This window comes from Anaerotignum sp., from assembly GCF_030625865.1.
GTDB lineage: Bacteria > Bacillota > Clostridia > Lachnospirales > Anaerotignaceae > Chakrabartyella.
Genome location: NZ_DAOUQB010000017.1, coordinates 30470 through 53449, shown reverse-complemented (window position 1 = coordinate 53449; position 22980 = coordinate 30470). Strand labels below are relative to the sequence as shown.

The following is a 22980-nucleotide window of genomic DNA, read 5'->3' as shown; positions in this document are numbered from 1 at the left end:
GGCTTTTTTTTCATTTCAATTTTTTTGCAAGTCAAAAAAATAGGTTGTTTTAAAAAATTACATTTTGTGTAAAAATAGTGTGATATGATCTTTATTTTTTAACCTTAAGAGAATTTATTTTGTTATAGCACTTTGTAAAAATATCTCGCCTATTGAAAGGAGGGGGACGTAGTGTTAAAATTGAAAAAAGAGGGAAAAAGGGAGGCTGCTTATGAAGAAAAAACGAGGTGCAGCAATATATAAAGGGCTTTTCACAGCCCTAACCAATAAAGATTTTCTTAGAAAGACATTAATTAAAAAAAAGACAATGATTTCATTTTTGGATAAGGAATATTGGCTTGAGGCAATTGGTGAAATTATAAAGGACGAGGAAATTTCCTGTCAGAAAGTCCTTTCCTATTGTGAAAAAGCACTGACCGCTTTGGCTAGAGAAGTGCCCAAAGAGGGGTGGTTGACGTATTGTTTCCGTTTTTTAATCAAAGAGATTTATCCCCATCGAAATGATATTGTCCTTGAAACAAACGAGCGACGGGCAGTGCTTTTTTATTTAGAGGTTTTACGTGTTTTTTTGGTATGTGAAAGAGAAAATTTACCTTTTGGCATTCATAGGGATTTTGCTTTTGCAACAGCGGAGGAAATGGAAAACAGTCCCTACGAAACCCAATATGAAAGGTTTATTCGTTGTTTCCAAGAACAGTATGTTTATGAAATTATGCGAATCGGCCGTGAGGCGACGCCTTTTGATACCCTTGCCCATGTTGCAGGGGTGCATTATATTTCTATGCACATTGGGCGGCAGCTGGCAAAGGCGAAGATTCCTGTTGATTTGGGCTTGATTTCCGGTGCCGCGGCAGGTCACGATATAGGAAAGTACGGCTGCAAGGATAATGAAGTTAAGCGGATTCCTTATTTACATTATTATTATACGGATGTTTGGTTTAAGGACAACAATCTTTCGGATATTGGACATATTGCCGCAAACCATTCCACATGGGATTTAGAGCTGGAAAATCTACCGGTGGAATCTTTGATTTTAATCTATGCCGATTTTCGTGTAAAGAGCAAAGGCTTTGAAAACGGGAAAGAAATTATGGGGATGTATTCCCTGGAAGAGTCCTTTCGTGTTATTTTGGACAAGCTGGATAATGTGGATCAAGCAAAGGAAAATCGTTATCGACATGTGTACTCCCGTTTGATGGACTTTGAACAATACATGCATTCCATTGGTGTGAATACCGATTTAACCCAAGATACGTTAAGTGAAGTTTGCCATAAGGAATTAGCGCTATTGGATATTAATGAAATGGTAGATGTATTTAAAAATATTGCTGTAGATCATAATATTCGCCTGATGCATAAATTAAGCCGAGAGGCATCCTTCGGAGTAATTTTGGAGACGGCAAGAAGTGCCAGAGATTGGAAAAATTCCAGGGCATATTTGAACATTTTCTCTGAATACTTTACTTATATGAATCAAAAACAGAAGCAGATGTCCATTAGTTTTCTTTATGAATTGATGGTGCATAGAGAGGGAGACATTCGTCGTCAAGCGGGAGATTTATTGGGAAATATGATTGCCCGTTACGATATTGAGTATGGCAAGGAGCTGCCTGCGGATGTAGATATTGTTCTTGACGAGGTTTCCAGCTTCGATATGTGGGAAAAATATTTGCATATGATTATTATACCTGATCATAAAATGATTGACAGGCATCGCCGCTGGCTGGGCTATGGTTTGAAAAGGGTAGTTACTTCTTTGTTGGAAAATTGTAAGGAAGAGGCAAGAGACAAATATATTGCCTCTGTTTTAGATTATTATAGAACCACTGATTGGACTGATGATACGGCGTTTATCCTCATTGACACTTTGCCTTCTGTGCCCCAGAGCCTATTGGGGGAGGAGGAACAGGAAATTTTGCTTTCCTTTATGCTAAAATATGCGCATAATGATTCTTTGGAAATTCGTGCAGCGATTCTTCAAAATTTAAAGGATATGTCTGGGGATTTTTCTAAAAATTCCACGCAGATTGACTGTGTAATGCAAATTGTAGAGCGGGTAACAATCAAAGGCAACGTAAGCCTTGAGTTTTTGCTGTATATGATTGGAGAGGCATACGGAATTAAGGATAGTATCAGAGGGGTTTCCTTCCACCGTATTTTTGAGGACGAACGAGTGGTTTCCGATATTTTCTTGGAAAATTTGAAATCTGCAACGCCATGGAAAATAAAGATCGTTAACATGGAACTTTTATATGAGCGCATTCGTTTGGGTATCACTATGCCAAAGCTACATGTGGCAACACATCTTTCCAATCTTTTAAAGGTGAGTGAACAGGTGACCGTTCGCCATTTTGCAGGGGAAACCTTAGTAAAGCTTGCACCGTTACTCTCTTGGGATCAACGAAATGAGGTGGCCATAGAGTTGACAAAGGGCCTTGAAGTTGGTGAGTTTGAATTTTCAAAATATATTCCTCAATATTTGGGGGAATATGTGATGTATTTACACCCTAAGGAATTAAATGAATTTTTGTTGGATATTCACCGTTTGCAATGCAGTACCAACGAGCGCATTGCCAGTGTTGCCTTGGACACTTTAGGCGTTATGGTTCGCCATTATGAAAAATACAGTGCAAGGTTTCCTGAGTATATTTCTATTTATGAAGAAAGAAAGAAGAAGATATTGGGGATGATATTAAGCGGGTTTGCCAGCTATCATACCAACGTAAACCGAGAAGCTTTTTGGGTGGTGGGCCATGAATTGTTCGGCAATAATGAGCTTACCTTGCGAGAAAAGAAAAATATTTTTGCTTTTATCAGTAAGAAGTTGGTTACTTTAACGGAAAAGGTTGAAAACTCGGAACTGGGATTTTTTAATGATACGGCAGGATGGAATGCTATTTATCGTTTTATTAGCCATTATTTGTTTATAAAAGGTAGTTTTTCCTTCAAAGAACCCAATAAGGTTGCTTTTTTTCCAGGCAGTTTTGATCCTTTTTCTTTAGGGCATAAGGAAATTGCTAAGGAAATTCGGGACTTGGGCTTTATCGTTTATTTGGCGATTGATGAATTTTCTTGGTCCAAAAAAACACAGCCCCATATGGTTAGACGGCGGATTATCAATATGTCTGTAGCCAACGAGGAAAATATATATCTTTTCCCCGAAAATGTGCCTGTAAATATTGCAAATCCTGAGGATTTGAAGCGTTTGCGAGATCTGTTTCCCGGGAAAGAGGTGTATATGGTTGCAGGCAGTGATGTGGTACAAAATGCATCTTCCTACAAAATTGAGCCTGCGGAAGACTCCATACAAACATTCCCCCATATCCTTTTCTTAAGGGAAACAGATGATGAAGTTGAAGAAAAGGGGAAAAATTCCTATGATTCTATTCAAAATGAGGTTTTGGAGTTGAAGCTACCTACCCATTTTGAAGATGTCAGTTCCACCAGGATCCGAGAAAATATTGACCATAACCGTGATATTTCTAACCTCATTGATACAGTGGCACAGAATTATATTTATGAAAACAGCCTTTATCTAAGAGAACCTCAATACAAACAGCTTTTGGAAACAAAGGCGGTGGAAATTTCCCATTATTCTCAGGTGGAGGAAGCTGAGGGTGTGATTTTTGGAAGCAGCATTCACCCTGAAGCGGTAACTGCCCTTTTGGATGCACTGCATAGACCGGGAAGTGGCATGACCGTTGTTTTCGACAAATTTGGCTGGGGAAAACCCGATGGAATTATGGTTTACCGCCATATTGCCACCTCCGAACTTTACAGTGAATTTGAAAATATTGACACGGCAAGCTATGTTCGGGAAAATACTTCGGGGAAAATTATTTTGTTTGAGGCTTGCTATACCAGAGATAACTCTAAAATCACGGATTTGGAACAGATTCTAATTACTGAATCCATAGCCAAGGCCTTAAAAGAGGACTATACCTATGGTGTTTTCAGTCTAAGATCGGGTGTTATCACAGAAAAGGTTCGGGATGTATTAGAGCGGCAGGGATTTTTAAAGCTTTTGAAAAATACAGGCAGAGATATTTATGTCGTGGATATGAAAAGCCCCATTACTCTTTATCATAATATTCAAACCGCAATCAAAGAACCCTTTAACAGCAACGAGAGAGTTTTAAAAACCATTCAGGAAACCCATTACCGTTTCCAAAGGGCACTTACAAAGCTGAGACCGGGAGAATTGGTGATTTCCTTTGATGCAGGTATGATGCACAATCGTCTGATTGAGTTAATTACTAAGGCAAACGGCGTGCCCAAGGAGCCTACTTATAAACGTAGCCTGGGGCCTAATATGTGCGTTCCTTTTGGTAAGATTTTAAAGGGAATTATTATTCCTAATACAGTGACAAAAGTTTTGCATACGGAAAAAGAGTTTGACAGAGAGATAAAATCTTTTAAAATCAAAGAGTTTCCTCAATATCTGCCTCTGGATTGTCAGGTGCGTATGATTAAATCTTTCCGCCGTCCTGTTATTTTGGTAGATGACCTTTTGCACAAGGGCTATCGTATTCGTGAGCTAAACCCTCTATTTGAAGAGGAAGCTGTGAGTATTGATCGCATTGTTGTGGGGGTACTTTCAGGGAGAGGAAGAGATTTAATGGAAATCCAAGGTAGGCAGGTGGAAAGTGCCTATTTTATCCCTTGCCTAAAAGCATGGTTCGTGGAGACTTCCATGTATCCATTTATTGGCGGAGACGGCGTGGAAAAGTTAAGAGGTAAAGTCAGCAATATGATAGATTCGGTAAACTTAATTTTACCATATGTGATGCCTGGATTTATTGCAGGTGCATCCAAGGAGGCAATTTACGATTTATCTATGACTTGTCTGCAAAACTCTAGGGACATTCTTCAGGCTTTAGAGATGGAATATCAAAGGGCATTCGAGCGCAGTTTAACCTTAGATAGATTAAATGAAGTAGTCATTTCACCAAGATGCCCTGATCACGGAAGCAGTATCAAATATGATTATCATTTGCCGGCATCGGTTTATGTGGAAAACGATATCGAGCGATTGGTACGACTGAAACATTTGGTGAAGTAAAGAAGGGGTGAAGAAGATGGAAAGATATGAGTTACAACAAGGCGTGATGATTCCGGTGTTATTCCCCGGGGAGAAAAATAAAGGCTGTTTTAAATTTACCCATATGGGTCAGCTTGCCTGCGGAGAGGGTTTGTTTTGCCTTGATCGCAACGCTTTGGAGGAGAAAAGCCAAACCCTTTCCAAAGAAATAAAAGAAAAATTTTCCGCGGATTTGGAAAAAGGAAATGCAACCATTGTAAACTTAAATTGGGGAACGGTATCACAGTGGAAGGATCGTCTGGAAAAAGCTGCTAAAAAGAAAAAAAGGGTACACCTTTTAGCCCTTGGGGATGTGGGGAGTACAGTTTTAACAGCACTAAAGCTATTAGGCGGTGACTGTATTCATACCTTGGGTATTTATGATGTGAATGAGAATGTATGCAAAAGATGGGAAAGTGAGCTGAATCAGGCAGCGTTTCCTTGGGACTATGCTAGACTGCCTGAGGTAGTTATTTTAAAAGAGGAAGAACTTTTTGATTGCGATATGTTCGTTTTTTGTGCCTCAAAAGGGATTCCTCCTGTGGGTTCCCAGGTAAAGGATGTCCGTATGGTACAATTTGAAGCAAACAAAGGGATTGTTTCTATTTTTGCAAAAAAAGCCAGAGAAAGTCGATTTGAAGGATTGTTTGCTGTGGTTTCAGATCCGGTGGACCCATTATGCAAGGCTGCATTTTTGGCAAGCAATACCGATGAGAAAGGCGAGTTTGATGGGAAAGGGTTGCGCCCTGAACAGATCCAAGGTTATGGTTTGGGCGTTATGAATGCCCGTGCTGCCTATTATGCAAAAAAAGAGGAACGTTTTTCTTCCTTTTTAAAAGAGGGCAGAGCCTATGGCCCCCATGGACAGGATTTGGTTATTGCCAATAGCATAGAGGATTATGATGATGTTCTTTCAAGGGAATTAACTCAATTAGCCATTGATGCGAATTTGCGTACCAGAGAGCTGGGGTTTAAACCGTATGTGGCTCCGGCAATTTCTTCGGCGGCAATTTCCTTAATTTTAACCCTGAGGGGGGAATGGCATTACAGCTCAAACTATCTGGGCGGGGTATATATGGGATGTAAAAACCGCACAACACCTTGGGGATTGGAAATGGAAAGTCTGCCGTTACCCAAAGAATTGTATGCTCGGCTGGAAAAAGCCTTCCACGGACTGGAGGGGATTAAATGAAACAAAGGTTGACCTTGGTCTATCCCCGTTGTGAGGATGCCATCAGAACGAAACGTCTTTTTGCCTTGCTGAAAGAAGTTTTGGAGCCCTATGAAGTAGAGGTTATTCAAACAGTAGATGACTTTGGTTCGTTGCAAAACCGTCGTATTATTTTCGCAATCCCTTTGGGTATTTCCGGAATCAACTTGGAATATTATCGTTTTCTAAAGAAAATGCGAACAGACCCTACTTTTTTTGAAGGAAGTGTGGGGGGAATTATTGTTGATGGAGAAAGCGAGTTATATACAAAATCCGTTGCCAGAGTGCTTATGTTTACGGCAAACAAAGGTGGTTGCTCTTTTCCTGGGCGAGCCATGGTGGAGGGAACAAAAGACTTGCTTAACTATAATATTCAGGCCATGAGATTAGAAACGGATAATCTCTCGGCATACCATATTTCCGCAAAAGAAATGGTGAATCGGGTGATGGAGTATGGGTCTTTGCCGAAAAAACAGGCCAAAATCCTTGTACTGCATGCCAGCAATTACAGCACCTCCAATACAGCAGGCCTTTGGAATATGATAAAAGGGCGTTTGGAGCACTGTGAAATTACGGAGATTTCGCTTAGAAACGGGACAATACAGGATTGCAGTGGTTGTCCCTATCGTATGTGTATGCACTTTAGCGAGAAGTCCAGCTGTTATTATGGTGGAGTAATAGCCAAAGAGGTTTATCCTGCAATTCTGGCTTGCGATGGGCTGATGATTCTTGCACCAAATTATAATGATGCTCTGAGTGCTAACATTACGGCGTTTATCAACCGTCTGACGGCATTGTTCCGTAAAAACCAATTTTACCAAAAGTATTTGTTTGCTATTGTGGTTTCCGGCTATAGCGGCGGTGATATTGTAGCGGAACAGCTCATTAGTGCATTAAGCATGAATAAAACATTCCGCTTACCTCCTAGATTTTCTATGGTAGAAACGGCCAACGACCCTGCAAGCATTTTGAAAGTACAGGGGATTGAAGAAAGAGCCGCTATCTTTGCTGAAGAAATGATGGCGGCTTTGGTGACAAAGGATAGGTAAAGGAGAAAATTCATTTCCTGTTCTTTCCTTATTTTATAATCACTCTCCCCCTTGGAAATTAAGGAAACGGGAGAGTGATTCGTTATTTTTATTTTCCGCTTGCCCCATAGTTAGAAAGGACACGAGCGGAGGGATCGTTTACATTGCAGCCCTCCCATTCCTTGTTGGGCATCCAGAAATCTTTTACCATCTTTCCTTGACCGGGATAGTATTTTTCAAAAATTTCACGATACAACAGGCTTTCTTTTGTAAAAGGTGTTGCAAAATCGTATATTTTTCTTCTTTCTTCAAACTCATCATCGGAGCAAATACATTCTGCGTATTCCTTGAGATCATCTACCATGGAGTGTCCAACGGCATCGCTGAATGCTGCTTTTTCACGATATAAAATGGAATGGGGCAGCCAATCTCCTTCGAAAGCATGGCGCAGAAGGTATTTTCCCATACCAAAGGTGTTTTGCTTCATGGCAGGGTCAATAGACATGACATAACGAACAAAGTCTAAATCACCGAAGGGAACCCTTGCTTCCAAAGAGTTCACAGAAATACAGCGGTCTGCACGCAAAACATCATACATATAAAGTTCTTCCACACGTTTTTTTGCCTCTTCTTGAAAGGCTTTTGGAGAGGGGGCAAAGTCTGTATATTTGTAGCCGAAAAGTTCGTCGGAAATTTCCCCTGTGAGTAAAACCCTTACATCTGTTTTCTCATGAATTGCTTTGCAGATAAGGTACATGCCCATACTTGCACGAATGGTGGTAATGTCATAGGTGCCAAGGGTATAAATAACATAATCCAATGCCGCCAAAACATCCTCTCTGGAAATGATGACTTCTGTATGCTCAGAATGGAGATAGTCTGCAACCTCTTTTGCATAGCGCAGGTCGATGGCATCTTTTGCCATGCCGATGGCAAAGGTACGGATAGGTTTCTTCAATACTTTTGCTGCAACGGAGCAAACCAAGCTGCTGTCTAAACCACCGCTTAACAAAAAGCCTAAGGGTGCATCGGCATCCAATCTTTTTTCAATGCCCTTTACCAATAATTCACGAATTTTTGTGCAAGTACCCTCCAAGTCATCTGTGGCATAAGTTTCCACTGTTGTTAAATCGCAGTAGCGAACAAATTCGCCATCGGCATAATAGTGGGCGGGAGGAAAAGGTGTGATTTCTTCGCACAAACCTACCAAGTTTTTAGCTTCACTGGCAAACACAATAGAGCTATCTTTTAAATAACCGTAGAACAAAGGACGAATACCAATGGGATCTCTTGCGGCAATCAAAGAATCCTTTTTGCCATCATAAAGGATCATGGCAAATTCTGCATCCAGCATTTTAAACATATCCAAACCAAACTCACGATACATAGGCAGGATGATTTCGCAATCAGATTCACTGACAAAGGTATATTTTTCAGCCAGCTTTTCTTTCATGGTACGAAAGCCATATAATTCTCCGTTGCAAACCACAGCATCACCGTCATAGGTGAAGGGTTGCATGCCTCTTTCTGTCAATCCCATAATGGCAAGGCGGTGAAAGCAAAGCATTCCACTTCCAACCTTAAGGGTGCGAGACATATCCGGCCCTCTTGATATGGTACGTTCAAAGCATTCCATCACTTTTTCTAAATCTTGTAATTTTTCTAAACCCATAATTGAACACATAAAAAAACACCTCCGAATGTATTATGCAGCTAGTTATCCTAATAAAAAATTAGGACGAATAGCTGCCATCCGCGGTGCCACCTAAATTACTGTAATAAACAGTCTCTTTCTGGGTTCCAATAAACCCGTGTTCCGTAACGAGGAACAAATCGTCTCACCTACTGCTCCCGAAGGAGGTTCAGATTGAGGCTAAGAAGTGTTATTCATATAAAACCCTACACAAAGTTTCCACTATCCTTTGCTCACTGGGGCGGATTTTTTATATTACTTGTCTTCCTCAACGCCGTTTTCGATTTGTGTGTATTTTACACTGCCTTGTTTTTGCTGTCAATAGTTAAATTTTTGGAAGTTAATTTATAAATATTACATGCAATTATCTATTTTTACAAAATAATTTCATCTGGATTGCCTTTTCCACAACAGAAATGGAGACAAAAAAGACAAATGTGCATGTCCAATGGCTGAAAATTGCACAGTGGTTTTTTAAAAATGAAGGGAATCCTTATTCATTCCTGTGAATTTCGTTACGTTTTTTATTTTTTGCAGTTTAATATTTTTGTTGACAGTTACCAAAGCAAAACATATAATGACGTGGTACACAGCGAGGGGGCTGCGGGTGGACGCATTGCCATAAGAGATTTTTTAATATTCTTATGACTGAGCGTTTGTCTGCAGCCCCCTCCAAATAGATGAGGGTTAACAAGACGATAAAGGAGGCTGGAAAGTATGGAAAATAAAGTTCCCGAATTATTTGGCTCAATGGTTTTTCATGAAGGCGTGATGAAGGAAAGATTGCCAAAAAGCACCTATAAAACAATGTGTAAGGTAATGCAAGAAGGAAAGCGGTTAGACAAGGAAGTAGCAGATATTGTAGCAAATGCTATGAAAGATTGGGCCGTTGAAAAGGGCACAACTCACTTTACACACTGGTTCCAGCCTATGACAGGAATTACGGCGGAAAAACACGACAGTTTTATTGCTCCTGTGGGTAATGGTCAGGTTATTATGGAGTTTTCCGGAAAAGAATTGATTCAAGGTGAGCCAGATGCATCCAGTTTCCCTAACGGCGGACTGCGTGCTACCTTTGAAGCAAGAGGCTATACTGCTTGGGATCCAACCTCTTTTGCGTTTATTAAAGATAATACATTATGTATTCCCACGGCATTTTATTCCTATGGCGGCCAGGCTTTGGATAAGAAAACGCCATTGCTGCGTTCCATGGAAGCGTTTAACAAGCAAGCAATGCGTATGATCAGATTGTTTGGTGATACAGAAACAAGCCGTGTGAATACAACGGTTGGTTCCGAACAGGAGTATTTTTTGATTGATAAGGGCGTTTACTTAAAGCGTAAGGATTTGGTTTACTGCGGCAGAACCCTTTTTGGCGCAAAGCCCCCTAAAGGACAGGAATTAGATGATCATTATTTTGGTATCATCAAACCCAGAGTAAAGGCATTTATGGCAGATTTAAACGAAGAACTTTGGAAACTGGGTATTTTGGCAAAAACGGAGCATAACGAGGTTGCACCTGCACAACATGAGTTGGCGCCTATTTTTACAACAGTAAATATCGCCTGTGATCACAATCAGGTTACTATGGAATTGATGAAAAAGGTTGCTGATAAGCATAATCTGGTTTGTCTTTTGCATGAAAAGCCCTTTGATGGCGTAAATGGCAGCGGGAAGCATAACAACTGGTCTATTTCTACAGACAGAGGTGCAAACTTACTGGAACCCGGTGATTCTCCTGCGGAAAATACAAGATTTTTGCTGTTTTTAGTAGCTTTGATTAAGGCGGTGGACGAATATCAGGATATGCTGCGTGTTGCTGTTGCTTCCGCTGGCAATGATCATCGTTTGGGTGCCAATGAAGCACCTCCTGCCATCGTTTCCATGTTTGTGGGCGAGGATTTGCAGGCAGTATTGGATAGCATTGAAAGCGGTGCGGAATATGCAGGTAAGGACAGAGAAATGATGAAAGTTGGTGTTCATGTTCTGCCTAGATTCTTCAAGGATACTACAGATAGAAATAGAACTTCACCCTTTGCTTTTACCGGAAATAAATTTGAGTTCCGTATGTTAGGCAGTTCTGTTTCCATTGCTTGCCCTAACTTTATATTAAATACCATTGTTGCGGAGGAGTTGTCTCAGTTTGCGGATCAACTTGAGGTTGCCAAAGATTTTGCCACTGCTGCCAATGAATTAATCCGTAAGACTGTCATTGAACACAATCGTATTATTTTCAATGGCAACAACTATTCTGATGAATGGGTTGTGGAGGCAGAAAAAAGAGGTCTTTTGAACTTGAAAACAACGGTTGATGCTTTACCTTACTACTTGAAAGAGAAAAATGTTACTGCTTTTACAAAGCATGGTGTTTTAACAAAAGAGGAAATTCATTCCCGCTATGAAATTTTGGTAGAAGGTTATGTGAAAGTAGTGCATATCGAAGCTTTGACTATGTTAGACCTTGCAAAGAAGAGTATTTTACCTGCTGTCAGTGCTTATGTAAAGGAATTGGCAGAGACTGTTGCTTTGAAAAGACAGGTTTCTACTGCAATGAATTGCCAAAGTGAAGAAGGTTTGGTTATGGAGCTTTCTGATTTAAGTGCTGAATTTGTTGAGAAAATCAAGAAACTTCAGGATACTTTGACAAAAGCAAAAGAAATCGGAGACGGTCAGGCAGAGGCAGAACATTACAAGAATGCAGTGATTCCTGCTATGGAGGAGTTGCGTAGGGTTGCAGATCAGATGGAGGAAGAGGTTGGCGAAAAATATTGGCCTTTCCCTACTTATGGTGAATTGTTATTCAGCGTATTATAATAGACGTTTGGGAGGTATAGATTTCTTGTTAGAAACCAGATCCTTTCGAAAGATATAAAAGATACTTAAGGGAGTTCCCTATAGTCAGTACTTTTTGAAATAGCCCGATTACTTCTTGTAAGATTTGCTTTGCAAGGTTTTGGTGATTGGGGCTTTTTCTTTATGCAGAAGGCAATATTTCTAAAAAAGAGATGGGGATTAAACCCTTTTGATTAGAGATACGACATTTTTTGAAAAAAATCCATACTCCAAATTAGTATTTTTTATAAATAGATACTTAGGTTTCCCTTGTTTTATGGTATACTGTATAAATAGGGAGGGGTACAATGTGAATGAAAAACAGAAAGAGATTTTAAAAATTGTGCAAGATCACTGTATCAATGGTAAAGAGTTGGATTTAACGGATATCATGAAGCTGAGTGATTCCTTAACTATGCCAGAATTGTTGGAAGCCATTCCGATTTTAGGAAACCAAGGTTATATTGAAGTAATTGAAATTGATTTATGTTGTGGTGCCGATTACATTGTTACGGGTATTACAGAAAAAGCAATGTTTCTTTTAAATTCCCGATGATGGTATTGTTTTTGAATAATATATTTTTGTACGGATTTTCTTAGAGAAAGTCCTGGAAAATTAAAAGCTGTAAATGTTTTCATTTTGTGGAGTTTTGTTAGACTATTTCTTAAGAATTTTTGAATAAAAAAAGACAAGAGATTGTTCTGACAGCAAAATAGAAGACCGAGTTTATGTAAAACATCCTATTTTTTTGTTAAGAATAGGATGTTTTTTTAAAAATATTTATATTTTATAAAGAAAAATATGATAAAATAGATAATATTTTTTATTTTAGCTTACGAATTATTTTTTGCTTCACCTGATTGGGGAGATGGTTTATGAGAAGGATAATGATTGGGGTTTTATCTGTAGCATTGGCAGTAAGCTTCTTAATTTGTGGAGTTTCTCTTTTGTTTGATAAAAGAAAATTAAACTTAAATCAAGAGAAAATTACTTTTATGAATGATGGATGGTCTTTTGAAGCAGCGGATGGACAAGATGGAGAATTTACCCTGCCCGGCAAAATTCCATATGCTTCGGGAAAGCCTTTTACAATATATAGAACTTTCCAAGAAGAGGTACCGGCAGGTACTTGTTTAGGATTTCGATCTTCCCATCAAGAAGTTTTTGTTTCTTTGGATGATAAAGTTATCTATTCTTTTGAAAAAGCGGAAGATATTCCAACCTTTCCCCAAACCCCTGGCAACGCATGGAATATTGTTACACTGCCACAAATTCAAGCTGGGCAGGTGGTGAAGTTTACAACAGTGTCAGTTTACAAGCAAAATAGTGAGAAGCTGAGTGAAGTAATGATGGGAAGTAAAAGTGCTATATTGTTTCATATAGCAGAAACTTATGTAATGGCAGCGTTTATGAGTGTTTTGGTGTTATTGTTTGCGTTGGTTTTGATTTTTTATGGGATGTATATCTATAAAATTCGCCGTTCTGCAAATTTAATATATCTAGGTCTGTTTGCCCTTTTATTGGGGATTTGGTTTTTGGGTGAAGCTAGGTTTCTTCAATTTTTTTGTGGCAATGTATTAATGAATTATCAAATGGTTTTTCTGTCTGTTGCGCTGATGCCTATTCCGTCTCTATTATTTTTAAGTAATGCCTTGCAACCAAAAAGACAATGGCTTTATAATTTATTGTGTGTGGTAGCCGGAGTTAACTTTTTTGTAATGGTGCTTGTCCAAACTCTTGGTTTAGTTGATTTTTATGAATGGATCCCTGTTTCACATTGTATTCTTTTGTTGGAGATGCTTTTACTTGTGTATACCATGGTGCAATGTATTTGCAACCATTCTTGTAATAAATCCAAATTTTTATTTCTAGGCTTTGGTGTATTTCTTTTTTTTGGAATGCTTAATATTGTTTACTTTTATGTGTCTGATCAGTACGACAGTGCATTATTACTTCGTATTGGAACATTACTGGCTTTGGTGATTATTCTAAAAGGGGAAATGGACAAAAATATGGTGTTGATTCAAATGGGAATGGAAGCGGCGGCATATAAGAAGGCCGCTTACACCGATGCGTTGACACAGCTTGGAAACCGATATGCCTTTGATATGAGGCTTAAGGAATTGGAGCAAATGGAGCCTGATGAAAGAATAGAAAATGCAATCTGTGTTTTGGATGTGGATGGATTGAAATTTGCCAATGATTCCTATGGCCATTGGATGGGGGACCAATTGATTTGTGGTATGGCCGAATGCATCCAAAAGGTTTTTTCAGAAATCGGGAATTGCTTTCGTATTGGCGGTGATGAGTTTGCAGTTGTTCTTAGGGGGGAGCGGGAAGAGCTGGAAAGTTATTTGCAAAGGCTGAATAAGGAAATCACCCATAATAATATGAAAGGGAACTGTAATTTAAGTGCATCTTGGGGAATGGCTTTCCAGGGGGATACACAGGGAAACGATGTTTATGAAGCATTCCAAATGGCAGATGCTTTTATGTATCAAAACAAGGAAGGAAAAAAAGCTGCAAGGGAAGCCAAAATGTATGTTAGTAAAAGAAATTGTGATACATAAGTTTTTGTAAGTGTTACCAAGGTTACCAAGGAATTATAAAGTGATAGCCAAAATGGCATGAATTTGCAATTAAAGCTCTGGTTGTAAGACTTTTTTAACATTCACAGATAACAAAAAGTGCCTATAGACTTGTCTATAGGCACTTTTTATATTACAAAAGCTTTGGATTCTGTGAATATTTTGGTCAAAGAGTTAAATAATACAATTGAATTTTTATTCATTATAACAAGAATGCTTTGTAATAAAAAAGGTTTTTTGCCGAAAAATGAAATAAAATGAATAAAAATAGAAATTTAAAGGGCATAGGTAAAAATATAGGTGCTTTTTTGTATAAAAACTGACTAAAATTTAATAACATTTGTAAAAAAAGGTTGAGTTATGAAGGGTTTGGTGGTATTCTTGTCAGCGGGTGGTATTGAAAAAACTGCACCAGGGCTTTTTGTTTTATCAACGCTGTTTCATGAGGTCACCTTATCTATTCTAGAGAGGCAAGATTTCAAAAAAGAACAGTTCGTTGGAAAAATAGTTTTGATTTTACGGCAACTCATATCTATCGGGAATGAGATTGACACGGATGTTGTACCATGAATTTGGAGGTGGTATGATATCAAAATTGGATTTATTGGGCCCGGAAAAGTAGGGGTAAACCTTGCTCGTTACTTTTTATATCATGGGCTTACGGTAAGCGGCTTTTTCGGCAGAACGTTAGAGCATACCCAAGAGGCTTGCCGATTGACAAATACGAATATTTATACAAGCATAGAAGAAATTGTTCAAGATAACGAAATAATATGGATTACAACTCCCGATGACACAATCTTAGCGATAGATCATGAAATTTCTAAGTTGAACGTAAAAGGCAAATCAATTTGCCATGCCAGTGGATCACTTCCTTCTACGGTATTGCAGCTTTCTAAAAAGGCAGGTGCAACCGTTTATTCAATCCATCCAATCTACGCATTTTCCCATAAAACCGTGGATTTCAAGGAATTGCAGACTGTGAAATTTTCCTTGGAAGGAGATTTTTCACACGGTGATGAAGATGCCATTTTGCAGATGATGAAGAAAATAGGAAATTTCTATTTTATTCGAAGTGCAGAAACTGCGGCGATATATCACCTTGCCAATGTCTTTGTATCTAACCTCACGCTCTCTCTTTTGGATATAGGGGTTTCCTATTTTCTGGATATGGGCCTTTCAAAAGAAGAAGCAATTTCCGTCGTTATGCCTTTGGTAAAGGGCAATATCAGAAATATTGAAGAAAAAGGGTTTCTTTCTTCTCTCACAGGGCCGGTGCTCAGAGGAGATTGGAAAACACTTCAGCGGCATCTTTCTGTGATTAAAAAAGAAGATGAGGAGATTTATAAAAAGCTCTCTCTCCATCTATTAGAACTTGCACGGAAAAAGGAAACTGGGGAAAAAGCGGAAAACTACAATAAGATTGAATTTTGTTTGAAAGGGTTGGAAAAATGAAAAATACTGTTTTGACATTTAAAGAAGCAAAGGTTCAAGGTAAAAAGTTAACGATGCTCACAGCTTATGATTATTCTATGGCGAAGATTATCGACGAAAGTGGGATTAACGCAATTTTAATTGGCGATTCCCTCGGTATGGTAATTAAAGGCGAGGAGGACACTTTATCTGTTACCGTTGATGAAATAATTTATCACACAAAAGCGGTGAAAAAAGGGGCGAAAAGTGCCTTAATTGTCAGCGATATGCCTTTTTTATCCTACCATACGTCAATTGAGGATGCAATTTATCATGCAGGGCGCATGGTAAAAGAAGGGGGCGCTCATGGGGTAAAGCTTGAGGGCGGTGCCAACGTGTTGCCTCAGGTGCGTGCAATTGTGGCGGCGCAAATTCCGGTTATGGGGCATTTGGGATTAACACCTCAGTCAGTGAACGCTTTTGGTGGTTTTAAAGTACAGGGAAAAAGTGAAGAAACGGCAAAGCAGTTAATTGCTGATGCAGTTGCCCTAGAGGAGGCCGGAGCCTTTGCTATTGTTTTGGAGGGGATTCCCGCAAAGGTTGCTGCACTGATTACAAAGGCAGTTTCTATTCCTACCATTGGCATTGGTGCAGGCAAGGAATGTGACGGGCAAATCTTAGTTTATCAAGATATGCTGGGAATGTTTGATGATTTTGTACCGAAGTTTGTAAAGCAATATGCAAATATAGGGAAAACAATGAAAGAAGCAATTGGTATGTATATCGAGGAGGTGGCGGAAGGCCATTTCCCTGAGGAAAAACATACCTTTAAAATAGATGAAGAGCAATTAAAGAAGCTATATTAAAAAACGGGAGATAGAATTATGCTTGTAAAATCAATAAAAGAGATGCAAGGCATTGTGAAAAAATGGAAAAAAGAGGGGCATTCTGTTGGATTTGTGCCAACTATGGGAGCGCTTCACGAGGGGCATCAAAGTCTGATCGAACGAGCTGCTAGGGAGAATGATAGGGTGGTTGTGAGCATTTTCGTGAACCCTACCCAGTTTGGCCCAACGGAGGATTTTGACGCCTATCCAAGAGATTTGGAAAAGGACTGCAGTCTATGCCAAGGTGTTGGCGTTCATGTTGTTTTTTCTCCGGATGCAAAAGAACTGTATTTTCCAGATCAATCCACAATGGTTCATGTTTCCGGTTTAACGGATGTGCTTTGCGGTAGCAAAAGACCGGGGCATTTTGATGGGGTTTGTTTGGTGGTATCTAAGTTTTTCAATATCATTCAGCCAGATAAGGCGTACTTTGGTCAGAAAGATGCCCAGCAGGTGACTGTGATCAAGAGAATGGTGCGGGATTTGAACCTTGATGTGGAGATTGTTGTTTGCCCTATTGTCAGAGAGTCAGATGGCTTAGCAAGAAGTTCAAGGAACGTGTATTTATCTCCAGAGGAGCGGCAAGCAGCCCTTGTTTTAAGCCGGAGTTTAGAAGTGGCGAAAAATGCATTGAATAATGGTGAACGCAATGCTTCTGTTTTGAAAGCAGCTTTGCTCTCTTGCATTGTGCAGGAACCATTGGCAGAAATAGACTACGTTGAAATTGTTGACAGCGAAAGTCTCCAGGTGTTGAAAGGGAAGATTGCAAACTCTATTTTGATTCCTGTAGCGGTGTTTATTGGAAAAACTAGATTGATCGACAATATTGCTTATAAGATATAAGCTATCTTTTGCTAATAAAAGACTTAAAATGATGTCCTTTAAGAAATTGTTTCGTACGTTTCTTTAAAGGGCATCTTTTTATGCAGCAAAATTATTTTGAAGGATTTTTAAATATTCACATTTATTTTTTCAAATAGAGTTACAATCTTCTATTTGCAAGCGTATGTGTTTGGCAGCAATACCTATGGGTCCATTTTATTTAAAAGATCAAAATAATTTTTTTAATGACCATCATTTTAAATGAAAAAAATGAATACAAGGGCGCATCGCTTTATGATGACGCCCTAAAATAATTTATATTAGTTTTTTGCATCAGGCTTTTTTTGCCGTATCTGGATAGAGAGGCTGACCTTGGTACAGAACAAATTTATGGGTGCGACGCTTTGTAGTTTTGTATTTCAGTACAATTTTGGTTATTCCTACTAGGGCATTGTCTATATCATCCATATCAAAAACTTGGGAAACTGAAATGATTTCTCTGGGATTGACATTAAATGCACTTTTGTCACATTTGGGGTTAGCTTCTAGAACCAGACTACTGCCTTTATAAAATGCCAGAGAAAAATCATGAGCCAGCTTGGGGATATTGCCGCAATTATAGATATCCAAATCATAGCCCAGTCGAAAAGGTTGCTTGATGTCTTCATATAAGGAATTGCTAAAACTGCTGTTTAAGCGGTACTTAAATCGTATGTCTCGTAGGAAAAGTTTTACACCACCCATATGACGAATTCCTTCCATAACAAGCAGTGTACTAACAGAACCAGCTACTGCACCGATCATACCTATGTATTCACTAAGCATGGCTACACCTCTTTTCTTTAACGTGAATTTATTAGAAAAAATAATAGGATTATTTCATTGAAAAAGCGCAAGGAATATTTTGAAAAATTTTCGTTTTATGAAAATATTTTACATTTTGTTATTTTTTTAATTATACCATAGAAGAACATAAAAACCAACGGATTTTAGTAAAAACAATAAAAAAACGAATTCTAATAAATCCAAGAAAAGTTTAATATAAATTTTTTTTTGGTTTTATTAAATAATTACAAAGTGCTTTCAATCAATGTAATTTTTGCATGGAAAGTTGATAAAAATGTTGCAAAATGAAAAATACATGTTATAATTTTTGTAAAGTTGTTAAAATTTGTTAAAATTAAAATCTGATTGATGTGCTTTAATACTTTTATTTTTAAATTATAGTTTTTTGGCACGGAGGGTGAATGGAGGGGCTTTGTGAAATCACTAAAAATTAAAACAAAAATGTCAATTTTAATGCTTTTGGTTGTTCTTTCAGGTATTTGTGTGGCGGGGACATCTATTTTTAGAATGGAGACACAGAAAGATCTTTTTTTGCAAACCATGGAACAAGAAATCAGAAGTGAATTTGATGAGAAAATCAAAGAACAGGTGGATTGTGCAGTATCGATGCTGCAAAGTGTATACAATGCCCACGTAGAAGGTGCTTATACAAAGGAAGAGGCGGAAAAAATAGGGTTGGATGCACTCCGTAATATGAGATATGGTGGGGATGGCTATTTCTGGGCTGATAAAACGGACGGAACTTGCGTGGTTTTGTTGGGAAAGGATACAGAGGGTACTAATCGAGCAGATGCCACGGATGTTAACGGATTTCCTTTTATTCAAGCTATTAAGGAACAGGCTTTAAATGGTGGGGGATATACGGATTTTGCTTTTCAAAAACCAGGGGAAACAGAGGCATCCCCCAAAAGAGGGTATTCAGCATATTTTGCTCCTTTTGATTTGGTTTTGGGAACGGGAAACTATACAGATTATATTGATAATTATATTGCGGAGGAAAATGCTGTTGTCCAGGCAGGTATCAGGGATTCTGTCATTGGCCTGCTTATCATTATCCTAATTTGTGTTGCCATTTCATGTTCCTTGGGTTTTTATATTGTTATTAGCATTGTAAAACCCATTAAAAAACTAAATAAAATAACACAAGCCCTTTCTGAAGGGAATTTGGATGCGGAAGTGGATATAAATACAAACGACGAGATAGGTCTTTTGGCAAAATCTATGACCACTTTAATTAATAGGCTGAAAATCTACATAAAATATATTGACGAAATTTCCTATTTGCTTCAAGAAATGGGAGATGGAAACTTGAATTTGGCGTTTCAGAATTCCTATGATGGGGATTTTGCAAAAGTAAGGTTTGCCTTAACAGGAACTGCGGATATGCTGAATGAAACCCTTTGCCGGATTCATATTGCAGCCCAACAGGTGTCTAGTGGTTCGGAACAGGTTGCATCAGGTGCGCAAGCCCTTTCCCAAGGGGCCACGGAACAAGCAAGCTCAATTCAGGAATTATCTGCATCAATAAATGAGGTTTCTAACCATAGTAGTCAAACAGCCAAGAATGCTGAGAAGGCAAAGGCAATTTCCAGTGAGTCTATGGTTGCAATTTCTCGTGGAAATGAGCAGATGAGTCAGATGGTTCGTTCTATGGAGGAAATCAGCAAAACTTCTGAGGAAATAGGAAAAATTATCAATGCTATTGAAGATATTGCTTTTCAAACCAATATTTTGGCGCTAAATGCAGCCGTAGAAGCTGCAAGGGCAGGCGAAGCAGGAAGAGGTTTTGCTGTAGTTGCCGATGAAGTGCGCAATTTAGCAGGAAAATCTGCGGAAAGTGCAAAGAGCACAGCAGTTTTAATTGAGAAGTCTATTTTGGCTGTGGAACAAGGGGTAAATAATGTAAATGAAACAGCCAAAGCTTTAGCAGAGGTTGTAAAAAAAGTGGAAAAAAGTTCTCAGATTATTCAGTATATTGCGGAGGCCAGTGAGGAGCAAGCCGATTCTATTGCGCAGGTAAATATTGGAGTTGAACAAATTGCCGCGGTTGTTCAAACAAACTCTGCAACTGCCGAGGAAAGTGCAGCTGCAAGCGAGGAACTCTCCGGACAATCCTTGATGCTGAAGGAATTGATTGGAAAATTCAGACTGAAAGATGAGGAGAATGAGGAGCATACAGCCCCCCAATCTTTCCCACAGGAGGCTTCAGAATTTGAGTTAGATAGTTTTGATGGTAAATATTAAAAGCTTTGCGTGAAAGGAAGTCTTTGCATCTAGAAAAGATTTTTTTGGAAAAATACCGACAATCAAAATTGATTTTCTAAGAATGGTATAGCTTTTAAAATAAAAAATCCTCTGAAGCATTTGTATGAATTATGCTTCAGGGGGTAATTTATTTTCGCAGATTTCTTTCATTAATATAGACAGAAACTGTTCGGTTACGGTGCGCTCTAAAGGATGCAGTTGAAAGTTATGATATAGAATTTCCATACGTTTTGCCCTGATTTGCGCTGATTGCACGCTGATATTACATAAGGTGGAAATTTTCTCGGGTGTATGTACTTCCAGTGCAGTTAGGATTGCAGAGGGCATCAATAAATCTCTCGCAAAAATATTTGCCTGGGTTTCTTGTTCATTTGTTTCTGAATCAAATTCACTTTTGCGGTAAAAGGGAATTGCGTCAACGTGCCCCAATAAGATGTGACCTATTTCATGTGTTATGTTAAAACGGATTCGTCCCAGATGATGGATGGAGTCGTTAAAAACGATGTAATATTGATTTTCAAATTTTAAAAAAACCATTTCCTTCTTTAGCATGGGGGTCTGCCATATTGTATAAAGTAAATTTGAAATAGGGGCTGGTTTAAATCTTGTAATGTTTACAAAAGCAAGTAAATAATTGAAGATGCCAAAAAAGACTAAGCCTTTATGAAAAATTTTGTTTCCATTGGCTTAATTGCATATTTATGGTAAAAAAAGCCCGATTGTTTTGCTTTTTGCAGCATTACAATACGGGCCTTTTTTAATTTAATTTTCATGAAAATTTCAATTAATATCATAGATTTTAAAAAGTTTCCTCACCGAAAAAAGTTTTGATACCTTTCGCGGAAAACCTTCTGAAAATGAATTTGAATGCTAAAAATCAATATCCTCGGCAGCTTCAGCAAGACGTTTTTTGATTTTTTGAGCAGCCAGGTTGCTTTCTTCGCTCACTATAGTTTCCTGAAATCCCCTGGTGGCAATTTTTCCTTGTAGAGGAACCCCGCTTTTTGCAGAGATACCTAAAATTCTGTCAACCGCAGGTTGCATATTTATCTGATTGCGATATGCTAGTATTACCTCCAGTTCGTGTTCCGTTGGAGTAAAAGTTTCTTTTGTTTCTAAGGCGGGTATCCCATCCTTATCCGTCGTGGGAGAACTGTTTTCTGTCCAACCCATTAAATAGGCGGGAGAGGTGTCTAATGCTTTTGCAATTGGTTCCAATATGGTGATTGGAAGATTCTCGATGGTGCCGTTTTCGTAGCGATAAACGGTTGCACGATTTTTTTCCAATCTTTCCGCTAGCTCATCCACGGTTAATCCCCTTTTTTTTCTACAGGCTCTAATTCTTTGACCAACATCCATTTGATTACCTCCTTTCTAATCTAAAATATAAGTTAAGTATATCAGAAAATCGCATATACGCAATAGTATAGAGTGAAAATGTTGCGTAAAATGCGATAAATAGCAAAAAATTACAAAAAAGGTTGACTTTTCTACTAGAGTTCGCTAGTATTAAATTGTCGCATAATATGCGACAAAAGGAGGTGATTTCATGATTAATTCAAATCAATTTATGGATGAGGTTTTAAAACGGGGTTATACAAAAGAAAAGCTTGCGAAAAAAATAAACATGAATCCCCAAGTATTTAACAAAAAGCTGTATGATTCTTGTAATTGCTTCACGATAAAAGAAGTTCTTATGCTGGTAGATATTTTGAATCTGGAGGGAGGAAAAGCAGAAAAAATTTTTTTTGCATAAATGTCGCATAAAATGCGATTTTACGCAAATGCAAAATTTATATTTTTATTCATGGAAAAGAAGCAGTTATTTTACCCAAAGCCATAAAATAATTAAGACTGTAGTGTTGACTTAAGGTTTGACAAGGGATTATATGCAAAAAAAGGCGTTTTTCCTCTGCAAATGAAAAAAGGGAGGGGTGATCATGTCATTTCAATGTAGGCTTATGGACAAGGAATGTGATGGGTGTGGAAATTGTCAAGGGGATTTTGAATCATGCCCGAATTGCGGAGAGTGCGATTATGAAGTCCAATATTTCATGGAAAATGAATGGATTGGCTGTGATCGATGTATCAAGCGAAGGTTTCCATAACTTTAGCTTAAGGAATAAAAGCAGTGAAAGAATGATAAACTTGCTGAATGATAGTAAAAAGGTTCTCTACATAACTATGTGGATATGCAAAAAAGATTTAAGTTTTATTGCTCGTTTTTTTATGCAAATTGACGGTCGTTGCTTTTGGTTCAATTCAAAGGAATATGGTGCTATGAAGGGGCGTATTTTGCAATAGGGAGGGGTTTA

Annotated in this window: 17 protein-coding genes and 1 other annotated feature; of the genes, 13 read left to right on the top strand and 4 right to left on the bottom strand. The window is 38.4% G+C overall.

Features of this window, described 5'->3' with window-relative positions; translation table 11 throughout:
• The first annotated feature begins 211 nt into the window (after positions 1–211).
• From P9Q65_RS06685 to P9Q65_RS06675, 3 genes are read left to right on the top strand one after another with little or no spacing between them, the layout of a single operon-like run.
• Positions 212–5062 (top strand): nicotinate-nicotinamide nucleotide adenylyltransferase, encoded by a 4851-nt coding sequence (locus P9Q65_RS06685; protein WP_304508593.1) that lies wholly within the window; start codon positions 212–214, stop codon positions 5060–5062.
• 16 nt (positions 5063–5078) lie between these two features.
• Positions 5079–6272 carry a lactate dehydrogenase gene (locus P9Q65_RS06680; protein WP_304508592.1) on the top strand — a complete coding sequence of 398 codons (1194 nt, stop codon included), beginning with the start codon at positions 5079–5081 and terminating at the stop codon, positions 6270–6272.
• Positions 6269–7339 (top strand): NAD(P)H-dependent oxidoreductase, encoded by a 1071-nt coding sequence (locus P9Q65_RS06675; RefSeq protein ID WP_304508591.1) that lies wholly within the window; start codon positions 6269–6271, stop codon positions 7337–7339. The genes P9Q65_RS06680 and P9Q65_RS06675 overlap by 4 nt, the downstream gene beginning before the upstream one ends.
• A gap of 88 nt (positions 7340–7427) precedes the next feature.
• On the opposite strand, the gene asnB is transcribed toward P9Q65_RS06675, so the two are convergent.
• Entirely contained in the window at positions 7428–9002 is a 1575-nt protein-coding gene (gene asnB / locus P9Q65_RS06670) for an asparagine synthase B (RefSeq protein ID WP_304508590.1), read from the bottom strand.
• Positions 9003–9049: 47 nt separating this feature from the next.
• Positions 9050–9292, bottom strand: a binding site (T-box leader).
• Between the two features lie 436 nt (positions 9293–9728).
• On the opposite strand from asnB, the gene P9Q65_RS06665 reads away from it, so the two are divergent.
• From P9Q65_RS06665 to panC, 7 genes are all read left to right on the top strand, one after another.
• Complete coding sequence (locus tag P9Q65_RS06665; protein WP_304508589.1) at positions 9729–11825, top strand: glutamine synthetase III family protein; 2097 nt, start codon at positions 9729–9731, stop codon at positions 11823–11825.
• A gap of 328 nt (positions 11826–12153) precedes the next feature.
• Positions 12154–12399: a hypothetical protein gene (locus P9Q65_RS06660; RefSeq protein ID WP_304508588.1), complete on the top strand. Its 246-nt coding sequence runs from the start codon at positions 12154–12156 to the stop codon at positions 12397–12399.
• A gap of 320 nt (positions 12400–12719) precedes the next feature.
• Entirely contained in the window at positions 12720–14414 is a 1695-nt protein-coding gene (locus tag P9Q65_RS06655; protein WP_304508587.1) for a GGDEF domain-containing protein, read from the top strand.
• A 378-nt stretch (positions 14415–14792) separates the two neighbouring features.
• The gene (locus tag P9Q65_RS06650) at positions 14793–15002 is read left to right on the top strand and encodes a hypothetical protein (protein WP_304508586.1); all 210 of its coding nucleotides are present in this window, start codon (positions 14793–14795) and stop codon (positions 15000–15002) included.
• A complete protein-coding gene (locus P9Q65_RS06645) occupies positions 15003–15887 on the top strand; it encodes a Rossmann-like and DUF2520 domain-containing protein (protein ID WP_330695272.1) in 885 nt (294 codons plus the stop codon).
• A complete protein-coding gene (gene panB / locus P9Q65_RS06640) occupies positions 15884–16711 on the top strand; it encodes a 3-methyl-2-oxobutanoate hydroxymethyltransferase (RefSeq protein ID WP_304508585.1) in 828 nt (275 codons plus the stop codon). The genes P9Q65_RS06645 and panB overlap by 4 nt, the downstream gene beginning before the upstream one ends.
• Positions 16712–16726: 15 nt before the next feature.
• Positions 16727–17575, top strand: coding sequence for a pantoate--beta-alanine ligase (gene panC / locus P9Q65_RS06635; RefSeq protein WP_304508603.1), 849 nt, complete (start codon positions 16727–16729; stop codon positions 17573–17575).
• A gap of 312 nt (positions 17576–17887) precedes the next feature.
• On the opposite strand, the gene P9Q65_RS06630 is transcribed toward panC, so the two are convergent.
• Positions 17888–18379, bottom strand: a complete 492-nt coding sequence (locus tag P9Q65_RS06630) for a hypothetical protein (protein WP_304508584.1) — start codon at positions 18377–18379, stop codon at positions 17888–17890.
• Between the two features lie 435 nt (positions 18380–18814).
• Here P9Q65_RS06630 and P9Q65_RS06625 point away from each other — a divergent pair, with 435 nt between their 5' ends.
• Positions 18815–20644 carry a methyl-accepting chemotaxis protein gene (locus P9Q65_RS06625; protein WP_304508583.1) on the top strand — a complete coding sequence of 610 codons (1830 nt, stop codon included), beginning with the start codon at positions 18815–18817 and terminating at the stop codon, positions 20642–20644.
• Between the two features lie 129 nt (positions 20645–20773).
• On the opposite strand, the gene P9Q65_RS06620 is transcribed toward P9Q65_RS06625, so the two are convergent.
• A complete protein-coding gene (locus tag P9Q65_RS06620) occupies positions 20774–21217 on the bottom strand; it encodes an ImmA/IrrE family metallo-endopeptidase (RefSeq protein ID WP_304508582.1) in 444 nt (147 codons plus the stop codon).
• Positions 21218–21535: 318 nt separating this feature from the next.
• The gene (locus tag P9Q65_RS06615; protein WP_304508581.1) at positions 21536–22024 is read right to left on the bottom strand and encodes a helix-turn-helix domain-containing protein; all 489 of its coding nucleotides are present in this window, start codon (positions 22022–22024) and stop codon (positions 21536–21538) included.
• 190 nt (positions 22025–22214) lie between these two features.
• On the opposite strand from P9Q65_RS06615, the gene P9Q65_RS06610 reads away from it, so the two are divergent.
• Positions 22215–22421 carry a hypothetical protein gene (locus P9Q65_RS06610; RefSeq protein WP_304508580.1) on the top strand — a complete coding sequence of 69 codons (207 nt, stop codon included), beginning with the start codon at positions 22215–22217 and terminating at the stop codon, positions 22419–22421.
• A 281-nt stretch (positions 22422–22702) separates the two neighbouring features.
• Positions 22703–22969: a hypothetical protein gene (locus tag P9Q65_RS06605; protein ID WP_304508579.1), complete on the top strand. Its 267-nt coding sequence runs from the start codon at positions 22703–22705 to the stop codon at positions 22967–22969.
• The last annotated feature ends 11 nt before the right edge of the window (positions 22970–22980 follow it).